The organism is Catonella sp., assembly GCF_052173895.1.
Classification (GTDB): Bacteria; Bacillota; Clostridia; order Lachnospirales; family Lachnospiraceae; genus Catonella.
Genome location: NZ_JBQMXS010000051.1, coordinates 1 through 11,123, shown reverse-complemented (window position 1 = coordinate 11,123; position 11,123 = coordinate 1). Strand labels below are relative to the sequence as shown.

Below are 11,123 nucleotides of genomic sequence, written 5' to 3'. Positions count from 1 at the left end.
AATAAAACTTTTAGGAGCGCACGATGATTAGAGAAAATCAAAAAGTATTGAACAGGATTTACATACTCTGTGATATACTCATTATAGTTATATCTTTTATATATGCATGGCTTATTAAATTTGAAATATTTCCACCTCAGAATACAATGTGGTGGCCACTGGTTCATTATATGCAGTTTTTAATATATCTTATACCGATATATCTTGTTATCTACTCTGTATCGGGAGTTTATTCTCCTATGCGCCAAATAAGACTGAGATTTGAAATGTGGAATTTTTTTAAAGCAAATACCATATCCATACTTACCTTTCCTGTTTTACTTTATTTATTAAAAGAAAGTGATATTTCACGTTCTTTTATAAGTATTTTTTATGGAGTAAATGTTTTTTTCGGTTGGACTTTCCGTTTCTTCCTAAGAAAACTTCTTCATGCAGCTAGGAGAAAGGGTTTTAACCAAAAACATATGCTTATAGTCGGATATAGTTCTGCTGCTGAAAGCTATATTGACAGGCTCATATCAAATCCACAATGGGGATATGAAATTCTAGGTATCCTAGATGATGAAAAAACAAAGTATTCTGAATATCGCAGCATAAAAGTACTGGGTAATATTTCAGAACTTGAAAGTATATGCTCTCTTCATAAGCTGGATGAAATAGCCATTACACTGAGACTTCGTGACTATAACAAACTTGAAAGCATAGTTGCAATCTGCGAAAAAAGTGGAGTACATACACAGTTTGTACCCGATTACAACAATGTAATACCTACAACAGCTCACACTGAAGATATAGATGGACTTCCTGTCATAAATATAAGGAATGTTCCTCTTAACAATTCTTTCAATAAATTCATAAAAAGAATAGTTGACTTGTTTGGTGCATTCTGTATGCTTTTAGTTTTCGGCATCCCTATGATAGTTGTAAGTATACTCATAAAACTTACCTCACCCGGCCCGTTAATTTTCAAGCAAGTAAGGATAGGACTTCACAACAAAGAATTTAATATGTACAAATTTCGCTCTATGAAACTTCAAGATGCCGGTGCTGAAAAAAAAGCATGGACAGTTAAAAACGATCCCAGAGTTACCTGGATAGGGAGCATTATAAGGAAAACCAGCATTGATGAATTACCTCAAGTCTTCAATGTATTAAAAGGTGATATGAGCCTCATAGGGCCAAGACCTGAGCGTCCTTTCTTTGTAGAAAAGTTTCAAGAAGAAATTCCACGCTATAATGTAAAACACCAGGTTCGACCAGGAATAACAGGCTGGGCTCAAGTAAACGGATTTAGAGGAGATACCTCAATCAGAAAACGTATAGATTGTGATTTGTATTATATAGAAAACTGGACACTTGGCTTAGACTTCAAGATATTATTTCTTACATTTTTTAAAGGTTTTATCAACAAAAATGCATATTAAAAAAGTTTCAAAAAAGTGCTATTACCTAAGAATCAACTCTTTAAGTAATAGCACTTTTTACATTTATACTTATTCTACTACTGTCTTATATACTCTTTTAGCCGAATTTCCATCAAACCATTTATAGTATTTATGCGTAAATACTTTTCTTTTAGTTCTTAATTCATTTTCTTCATTGCCTGATAAATCAAGAATTATTTTTCTTGCTAATTCCTCTTCAGAACTTGGTATCACTCCCGGAAGTTCCAAATTATAATCCAAATAAAAACCTCTTCCTTTCACCCCGAACTCTACTATATCATCTGCAAAGAAGTACATCGGTCTGTCCAAAATACAATAATCAAAAATTAATGAAGAATAGTCCGTTATAAGTCCATCTGCTACTGCCATAAGTTCATTTAAATCAGGATAATCAGATACATTAACTACTCTATCTCCTAAATTACTATTCTTAAATAAGCTGCTTACAAAGGGATGGAGTCTCAAAAATATTATAGTATCTTCACTAAGATTTCTCACTAAATTCATAATATCAAGATGCAACTTAGGCTCTCTCACTTCTTCATCCCTAAACGTAGGTGCATATAATATTATTTTCTTATCTTGCAAATAAATATTTTTAAAGTGTGCAATTTTAGTTCTTATATCATCCAGTCTTCTTACTTTTTCTACATCATTCACAAGTCCTAACAACCAATCAGTTCTTGGAAGTCCTGTCGCATATACTCTAGCCTCATCAACTCCAAAAGCACCTGCATACTGTTTAATCAATACGTCCGAATTTACAATTAGGGCATCAATATTACTATTTATCCTCTGCTCTAATTCTTTAATCCTTCCTGTATTACTATCCTGACCAAATTTTTTTATGCTCCCCGTCCCATGCCAAAGCTGAACTACCTTAGTTTCTTTTCTGACCTTAAAAAAGGACATTGGCATAAAAGCATTATCCATAAGAATTAACTCAGCATGGCTCATTAAAAATGGCACAACAAAAAGGAGATGAAAAAATGCCTTTCTCTCCTCTTTTGTAATATAACAAAATTTATAATTTCCACTCTTTCCCATATACTTAGTCAAAGCCATAATATTTCCGGTTTTTGAACTATCATGTGTCATAACCGAAAAAACAAAATTTTTAGTAACAGGAAATAATGAGCCTAATTTATAATTTATTGCAAATAATGCGTATGTAAGTTCCTTAATATTCATTTGTCACTATCCTAGATATTATATATTTAATATAAACTGATCCTGTTTTTTATAAAACACAAACAATCCAACCACAACACTTGATAGAGCTATAAGCACAGAATATTTTAGACTCCAGCTGTCAATCGAACTTCCATAAATTGCATTCCTAAAATTGGCTATGCAGGCATAAACAGGATTATATTGAATTATCCAGCCATAACCATTTTTAATCACCTTAGCAGGATTGTAAAATATTGCTGACGAATACATAATCAACATAAGCATCACATCCCAAAGATATTCCAAATCCCTAAAAAACACAGCCATCGTTGCCAGTATCATTCCTACACCTATGGTCATAAATAAAAGTGTCACAAGTGGAATGAGGGCAGCAAATATATGCTTTGTAGGATATACTCCTAATACTAACGAAACTACAACCAGCACTGATAATGATATTAAAAATATCAGATAGTTTGCTATAATAGAGGAAAATGGATATATGTATTTAGGAACATATACCTTTTTAATTATTGAGGCATTACTCCTTATGGATTTGCAGGCTGCTTTGGTTCCTGTTGAGAAAAAGCTGTATAGAAGTCTTCCTGAAAGAACATATATAGGAAAAGATCTGTCACTCTTTCCATAAAATCCCGAAAACACCACTGTGAGTACTATCATTGTTAAGAGTGGCTCAAGTAATGTCCATAAAATACCAAGATAGGATTTTCTATACTTTAATTTAATATCTTTTTTTACTAATTCAAATATTAAAAATCTGAATTTTTTGAAATTTTTAATTACTCTCAGCAAAATTTTCCTCCACCAACATATTATTCGTCTACATTCTCCTGAGTACTACCTGTCTCTCCTGCAGTGCTTTGCTCAGAACTGTTATTTTCTTCATCCTTAGACATATCTTCATTTTCTATTGCTGATTTTGAAGGTACATCAACTGCACTTTCTGAAACCGTACTGCCTGATGAGTCTTCTTTATCAGTAACTTTGATTGTTACAGCTTTATCAGTTTCAACTTTTACTCCATCAATATCTTGAAATTTAACAACATAAGAATAACTTCCTGCATCTTTTATATTTGCTAAATCTATATACGGAGCAAGATTAGAAACTTCTATATTTTTTAACTTATCAGATAAACCACTTAATGTTATTTTAAGCTTTTCCGGCTCTATAAAATCATAATTAAATCTATCCAATTTATTATTCAAGCTTATTGATGAAGTCACAAGCTCCAATTCCTTAGTGCCAAGCCTTACAATATTACATTTTGCATTAACAACTACATCCTTATCTACAAGATACAATCCTTCTTTTATAAATTCCGAAAGATTTATCGAAAGTTCTAAATCCGTAATTTCATCAGTTACATTTATAGGCAGTTTTATGCTGTTAAGCCTTGCAAGAATTTCAGGGGGGCCTGCTACTGTAACTGATTTAGGCTCATAATCAATGCTTTGTACAGAATATCCCTTATAAGGCTCTCCAGTTGTTTCTATAAAAATAGCAACATTCTTTGTCTTATATACATTAACTGCCACTTTTACCGGATTATCCGAAAACTTTAAACTTCCGGTAGTAATCTCATTTCCATCAGCATCATAAGCCTTAGGTTTACCCTTTGCATAGAAAGAGCTTGATGCTCTATCTATATCAGTCTTAACCTTAACAACAGCTATTTTCTCAACAGATTTCTTTCCACCACTTACAGTTATAAGGTTAGGACTTGCAATAGCCTCGCCTACATAATATCCCGTTTCCGGACTTCCTACCTTATCTACAGTTACAGGAAATTGTTTTTTCACAAGATCTTCAAGCCTTACTTCTAAAAGTTTTGCATTTCCTATAATAGTAACTTCTACATTATCTGATTTAGTGCAAACTACATCAATATTAGCATGATAAGTGGGTGAAAGCTTTGATACATCTGCTGTTGCTTTAAAATCAGAAACTCTCAAGTTTTTTATCAAACTCGCATTTGCCTTAACCTTTATTGTAATGGTATCTCCCTCTATTACTTCATATACCTTACCGGAAGATGCTATTGAGTCACCATTAATAATATCTACGCCTAGTGTAAAACTGGTAGTCGCTGCCGGATCATAGGTATACACAACTAAAATCCATAATATAATTGCTATCACTACTGAGCCTAGTTTAAGCCCTATATTTTCAGTAAACAGGTTTTTCATAATCAATCATCTCCATCCTGCTTATTACGAAACAGATGTTTTCTAACCTTCTGCCATTTTAATTTAGTTTCCTGAGCAAAAGGGTCTAGTTTCTGAAATTGAACCAGTTCAGACTTAAGCCTTCCGCCATCTACATTCCTGATTATCTTCCCATCTTGAGCCAGCGAAACTTTGCCTGTTTCTTCAGAAACTATTATAGTAAGACTATCAGTTACCTCACTTACTCCCACTGCCGCCCTATGCCTCGTACCTAATTCTTTACTTAAAGACATATTAGCTGACAAAGGCAGATAACAGGTAGCAGAAACTATCCTGTCGCCTTTCATAATAACTGCCCCGTCATGAAGTGGAGTATTATGCTCAAAAATATTTATCAAAAGCTGACTACTAACTATTGCATCAACAGGAATTCCACTCTTCTCATATTCTATAAGACTTGAGTTTTTTTCTATTACTACAAGTGCTCCGGTTTTGTTCCTGGCAAGTTCAAAAGAGGCTTTTACAAGTTCTTCTATTGTCCTATCAGAGAATCTATTATTATCATCTGCATCAGATAGACTAATAAAATTAGGAACCAATTTTCTCTTACCAAGCTCCTCTAAAGCTCTCCTAAGCTCCGGCTGAAACAAAATTACAAGTGCAATTATTCCAACACTTATAGTATTTCTTATTATCCACAAAATAACATCAAATTGCATTAATGCTGCAAACATCGAAAATGCAAGCAGAACAAGCAATCCCTTAAACAAAGTCCATGCCCTTGTATATTTTACCCACTTTATAATATTATAAATTATAAATGCTAAAATAAGTATTTCTAAAACATCAGTAATTTTAAACGCAGGCAAGGTAAGCCAAGTAAAATAATCACTTATTGTTTCTATAATTGTTTCCATCTAATACTCATTCCTTCCCTGCTTCTTCATTACCATTAATTTTAAGGATATTTACATTTGGAGTTGTAACTGAAAGCTTAGGTACTGCTGTAACATAGTAAAAATAATCATCATCATCAAACTGTAAATGTTCAATTGAGCTATAATCTAAAATATATTTAAAAAACTGTACTACAAAAGATAATAACCCAGATATAATAGTTCCTAAGAGTACCCATAAAATATCTGTTTTTACCTCAAATATTAGCCCACCAACTATCATAACCAGCAAATTGGCTATCATTCCGGATATTATACCCAATATATAAGAATGTGATACCGCAAGTTTTCTACATATATATGTTGCAAAAAATACAACCACTGCAGCAACTATCATAAGCATCATAAGTTTATTTTCAATAAGTGACTTGATTACAAATATATAAGTCTGTAAATTATCTTCAATCTGCATGCTTCCCGCTGACATTTTTATAGCTTCTTTTATCACTCCGAAAAGTACTGATACTATAATCCCGGGAACCATAGCAAATATAGCGATAGGAGCACCTATAAGCCCCAGTGCAAGAGGAATAAGAGCCTCAAGATGGAAGAACGAAAACACCGGTATTGCAATAATAAGCAGGCTATATCCTGGTGCAAGACGCATAAGCATAAAATACAATATTGTAATAATAACAATAAAAATCAATGATAAAAACATTGAGGCAGAATATATATGCAAAATCATCAAAGCACCTGCAAAAAACACTGTAACTCCCATAGGGAGAAAGGCCGATGCTGCTGAAAGCAATACCATCATAGAAATACTGGTAAATTTTTCATTATATCCTAACTGTCCATTTATAAGCATAAAAGTCAAAAAAGCTGTTATAAATCTAAGTACAGGAATTATTGCCAAATTGTATTTTTGCAGTACTTTTTTAATACTGTCTCTTATTAAAAGAAGTTGTATCATTAATTATCCTCCTCCATTCTTTCATCATTCATTCGGTCAAGCTTTGACATTAATTTACTATATTTTATAAATTTCTTTTTGCTCCTGTCAAAAGAATAAGCAGAATAAAACAATGTAAATACCAAATAAATTACTATGACAACAAGATAGATGCCAAGAGTTTTTGTTCCTAATAATTTATAGTCCAGTTTAGTTGCATTTTTAATAAGATATTCAAGATTATATAGTATAACTAACCCTAAAATTAATGCATAACCAACTGTCACACTGGCTGCTGTTTTTAAAATTTCCCATCTTATATAATCAGCTTTGAAGAAACTCATATTTTTGAGGACTTTTTTGCCCTCAGATGAATTTTCCAATATAGCCATCTTCGACATAAGACCTACTTTATCCTTTACTATCATAGAATACCTCTATTTTTTATTTTTCATCAAGTTTCTTTTGATAAAGCTCCGCTATATCACTAGCATCTCCATAGGCTAAAAGTTTCCCCTTCTCTAAAAGAATAGCTTTATTACAAAGCTCTAAAACCTGATCTATTGAATGTGATACAAATAGTACTGTAACATTATTTTCTATCATCGACTTAACCTTTTTGGTACTTTTTTTTCTAAATTTAGCATCTCCAACTGAGAGAACTTCATCCAAAATAAGTATATCCGGCTCTACTACAGTCGCAATAGCAAACCCAAGTCTAGATTTCATGCCTGATGAATAGTTTTTTACCGGTACATTAATAAAATCTCCCAATTCTGAAAATTTAACTATTTCATCAAATTTTTCATTTAAAAATGCCTTAGAATGTCCAAGCATTGCTCCATACAAATATATGTTTTCAGCACCTGTATATTGTTTGTTAAAACCGGCTCCAAGCTCTAGTAGAGGAGCTATATTTCCAGAAATTCTCACTTTACCTTCAGTAGGTTTTAATACTCCTGAAATTACTTTTAAAAGTGTACTTTTTCCTGCTCCATTTAGTCCAACAATCCCTACTCTATCGCCTTTGTTAATCTTAAACGAAATATCTTTTAATGCCCAAAATTCTTTATAATTAAGCTGTCTTGTTAATAATTTTATAAAATAATCTTTAAAATCATCTACTTTTTCGGAACTCATATTGAACTTCATTCCTACATTTTCTACTTCAATCGCAAATTTGCCCATTACCTTATTCCTTTTAACATACTCTAAAAGATAATTTTACCACTATTTCATCTATGTATCAAGCTACTTGATAAGTTCTTTTAATTTAATTCCTTCAGGTGTAATTGCAAGACCTCCCCTTGCAGTTTCCTTAAATCTTGAGTTTAAACTGTCTCCTACATCTTTCATAGCATCTATAATCTGATCCGGCGGAATTCTTACCACTATGCCTGCAAGTGCCATATCAGCAGCTGAACAAGCATTCACAGCTCCAATCACATTTCTTTTCACGCATGGAACTTCAACTAATCCTGCAACCGGATCACATACCAAACCCAACATATTTTTGATAGCAATACCTGCTGCTGTAATCATCTGATTAGGTGTTCCACCTTTTAGATATACAAGAGCAGCTGCTCCCATAGCCGCAGCAGTTCCCATTTCAGCTTGACAGCCTCCTTCTGCTCCTGATATAGAGGCTCTCTTAGCAACAACTTCTCCCACGCCTGCCGCCACAAAAAGTGCATTTACCATATCTGCATCACTTCTTTTATATTCATCATAAAATGGTACCAAAACAGCAGGCAGTACTCCACAAGAACCGGCAGTAGGTGCTGCAACTATCCTTTTCATACAGGCATTGGATTCAGATGTTTCTATTGCTGATTGTATTACTCTTGCTATATAATCTCCACAAATTGTTTCTCCTTTAGCCCTATATTCCTGCATTTTCAATCCATCTCCACCAACAAGCCCACTCCTTGACTTTAAATTAGGATCATAATTTCTTGCTCCACTAAGCATAGCCTGCCACATAAGATGCATCTTATCTCTCTCTTCTTCTTCTGTAAAACCTGTATCAGATGCATCTTCTCTGATAATAAGCTCAGAAAATGTTATATTTTCACTTTCACAGACTGATACAATTTCTTCAAGCGAATCATACATAAGTTACTCTAAGTACTCCTTTCAGGTTTTCAACTTCCTTTATAAGTTCAGGTGACATTTTTTGATCCATCTCTACAATCATTACCGCTGTACCACCTCTTTTATTCCGATAAAGCTGCATATTGGCAATATTAAAACCACTCCTTGATAATGTTCCTGTCACAGCTGCTACATGTCCCGGAGCATCAATATTGTTAACTATAAGGGTAGGTAGACTTCCAGAAAAATTAACCTCTATCCCATCAATCTTGTTTACCTTTATTCTTCCTCCCCCAATCGAGGCTGCCTGTATACATACCTGTCTTCCCTTTTCTCCTACTGCTGTAATAACTGCTGTATTTGGGTGTGCATCTTTTATCTCATTATGCTTAAATTCAAAATCAAAACCTGATTCCTTAGCTATATCAAAACTCTCAGGTATTCTCATATCATCAGGTTCAAACCCTAAAAGTCCTGCAACTAATGCTTTATCAGTTCCATGCCCCTTTCCTGTAGCCGCAAATGATCCTGCAAGTACAATTTCTGCTTTAACAGGTCTTTCACCAAGTAATTTTGCAGTTATTAATCCTATCCTGCAAGCTCCTGCTGTATGAGAGCTAGAGGGTCCAACCATGATAGGACCAAGTATTTCAAATACACTCAATTTAATCCTCCTTTAAAAAGCTGAATACCTCTTCATCTTTAATAAAATGCATAAGCATATACGCAGTCATTATTGCTATGTTTTCCTCTTTTAAAATTCTTCTAACCTCAGCTTTATCAGCTAAAACAACTTCAATTTCTTCACTGTCCTCCTGATTTTCACTGTTTGGCTCTCCCTCACAATAACCAAATACGGTAGAGCAAGATTCATCTGTCATCCCAATGGTTGTAAAAAATGGTCTTTTATAGCCTTCTGGCACTGTTATCGGAATAAATTTCATACCAGTTTCTTCAAAAATCTCCCTACCGGCAGCCTCTTCATAGTCTTCTCCATCTTCAACAAGACCTGCCGGAAACTCATATATATAACTATTAATCGGGTATCTATACTGCTTTATAAGAACAACCTTATCTTTATTTTCTCCTGCCAAAGCATAAATGATAACTCCATCAGGTGTATTTTTGCCGGTTGTAATTTTTAATTTTTCTATACTTTCTGCTCTTGATGCAACAAAATATTTACCTTTTCTACCTGTTTTATGTATATTATCAAGTTCATAAATATTCAAAAATTTATTATCTGTTTGTTTTTTTATATTTGTTATCTGCCCCATTTTAATCTTTTCTCCTACATATTTAATTGTTAAGCACAATAGGTCACAAATCTCTTAATTGATATTATACCATTTTTTCTTTAAACATAAAAGGGGCAGTGCCAAAAGACACTGCCCAAATCAATTAAACATATAAAAATTTTACATATAATCTACTACATTCACCCAACGGCTAAGAAGACCAACCTCTTCTTTATTTCCTTTTACAGACTGAGAAGCTGCAACAATTGGAAGCCACTTCTGTACATACTGCTTAGCTGTATCAGTTCTCTCACAGAAAAGATTGAGATACTTATCTGCAAATTCTTCTCTTCCACTTAAATAGAAAAGTAAGTAAGTTCTTGCCACATCCGCTGAAGCATTTCCTTGGGTAGCATGAGCCCAGTCAACAATATAAACATCCTCATTAGGTGTTATGATAATATTACTTGGGTTGAAGTCACCATGGCAAAGTTTGTCATGACGTTTCATTGAATCAAGCCTAGAGTGCAAATCATATCTGGTTGTAGCATCAAAGCTGGAATCAGATATTTTCTTATAAAACTTGTCATACTGGCTGTTAAGCATAGGTGCTTTTCTTGAATGAATATCGGCTTGAATAGCAATAAATCTATCAAGGAGCTCATCCATTTTCTCAGGATGCTCGCTCATCATCTGCTCAAAAGTCTTTCCTTCAATATAATCAATTACAATAGCAGTCTTTCCTTCAATTTCTGTAACACTATGTAACTTAGGTATATTAAGTCCTGTTTCCATAACTCTAGCCTGATTAAGTGCCTCATTGAGGATGTCAGCCATAGAATACTGAACATCAAATAACTTGATTACCTTATTTCCGTCTCTGTAAACTGTTTTTCCAGGACGCTTCACAAGAACATTTTCAAGTTTCATAATAAACCTCCCCTTTTACATTAAACTGCTTCGTTACTGTTGCCATAGTAAGCATTGAGATACATCTGCTTAATCTCACTTATAAGTGGATATCTTGGATTGCAACCTGTACACTGATCATCAAATGCTTTCTCTGTCATATCATCAAGAGTAGCAAGGAAATCCTCTTCCTTAATGCCATAATCCTTGATACTTCTCTTAAT

At 33.6% G+C, this 11,123-nt stretch carries 12 protein-coding genes and 1 pseudogene; 1 reads left to right on the top strand and 12 read right to left on the bottom strand.

The genetic code is table 11. The annotated features are described in order from the left end of the window. Positions 1-23: 23 nt before the first annotated feature. On the top strand, positions 24-1,424 hold the full coding sequence (locus tag ACTTG8_RS08850; protein ID WP_442561757.1) for an undecaprenyl-phosphate glucose phosphotransferase: 1,401 nt from the start codon (positions 24-26) through the stop codon (positions 1,422-1,424). Between the two features lie 69 nt (positions 1,425-1,493). Here the strand turns inward: ACTTG8_RS08850 and ACTTG8_RS08845 are convergent, their stop codons facing one another. The 12 genes and pseudogenes from ACTTG8_RS08845 to ACTTG8_RS08790 all read right to left on the bottom strand — a co-directional run. Then, a complete protein-coding gene (locus ACTTG8_RS08845) occupies positions 1,494-2,636 on the bottom strand; it encodes a CDP-glycerol glycerophosphotransferase family protein (RefSeq protein WP_442561756.1) in 1,143 nt (380 codons plus the stop codon). Between the two features lie 18 nt (positions 2,637-2,654). Next, positions 2,655-3,431 (bottom strand): ABC transporter permease, encoded by a 777-nt coding sequence (locus ACTTG8_RS08840; RefSeq protein ID WP_442561755.1) that lies wholly within the window; start codon positions 3,429-3,431, stop codon positions 2,655-2,657. Between the two features lie 20 nt (positions 3,432-3,451). Further along, positions 3,452-4,828 (bottom strand): CdaR family protein, encoded by a 1,377-nt coding sequence (locus ACTTG8_RS08835; RefSeq protein WP_442561754.1) that lies wholly within the window; start codon positions 4,826-4,828, stop codon positions 3,452-3,454. 2 nt (positions 4,829-4,830) lie between these two features. Then, complete coding sequence (gene cdaA, locus ACTTG8_RS08830; protein ID WP_442561753.1) at positions 4,831-5,724, bottom strand: diadenylate cyclase CdaA; 894 nt, start codon at positions 5,722-5,724, stop codon at positions 4,831-4,833. 7 nt (positions 5,725-5,731) lie between these two features. After that, the gene (locus ACTTG8_RS08825) at positions 5,732-6,679 is read right to left on the bottom strand and encodes a hypothetical protein (protein ID WP_442561752.1); all 948 of its coding nucleotides are present in this window, start codon (positions 6,677-6,679) and stop codon (positions 5,732-5,734) included. After that, positions 6,679-7,086 carry a hypothetical protein gene (locus ACTTG8_RS08820; protein WP_442561751.1) on the bottom strand — a complete coding sequence of 136 codons (408 nt, stop codon included), beginning with the start codon at positions 7,084-7,086 and terminating at the stop codon, positions 6,679-6,681. Before ACTTG8_RS08820 ends, ACTTG8_RS08825 begins: the two co-directional genes overlap by 1 nt. 16 nt (positions 7,087-7,102) lie before the next feature. Next, positions 7,103-7,846, bottom strand: coding sequence for an ABC transporter ATP-binding protein (locus ACTTG8_RS08815; protein ID WP_442561750.1), 744 nt, complete (start codon positions 7,844-7,846; stop codon positions 7,103-7,105). A gap of 63 nt (positions 7,847-7,909) precedes the next feature. Further along, positions 7,910-8,773 carry an L-serine ammonia-lyase, iron-sulfur-dependent, subunit alpha gene (gene sdaAA / locus ACTTG8_RS08810; RefSeq protein ID WP_442561749.1) on the bottom strand — a complete coding sequence of 288 codons (864 nt, stop codon included), beginning with the start codon at positions 8,771-8,773 and terminating at the stop codon, positions 7,910-7,912. Continuing rightward, positions 8,766-9,416, bottom strand: a complete 651-nt coding sequence (sdaAB, locus tag ACTTG8_RS08805; RefSeq protein WP_442561748.1) for an L-serine ammonia-lyase, iron-sulfur-dependent subunit beta — start codon at positions 9,414-9,416, stop codon at positions 8,766-8,768. The genes sdaAA and sdaAB overlap by 8 nt, the downstream gene beginning before the upstream one ends. Before the next feature lies 1 nt (position 9,417). Then, positions 9,418-10,029: an NUDIX hydrolase gene (locus ACTTG8_RS08800; RefSeq protein ID WP_442561747.1), complete on the bottom strand. Its 612-nt coding sequence runs from the start codon at positions 10,027-10,029 to the stop codon at positions 9,418-9,420. Positions 10,030-10,170: 141 nt separating this feature from the next. Beyond that, positions 10,171-10,920, bottom strand: a complete 750-nt coding sequence (locus ACTTG8_RS08795; protein ID WP_442561746.1) for a phosphotransferase family protein — start codon at positions 10,918-10,920, stop codon at positions 10,171-10,173. A 20-nt stretch (positions 10,921-10,940) separates the two neighbouring features. Next, a pseudogene (locus tag ACTTG8_RS08790) lies at positions 10,941-11,123 on the bottom strand (butanol dehydrogenase); the annotation flags it as partial.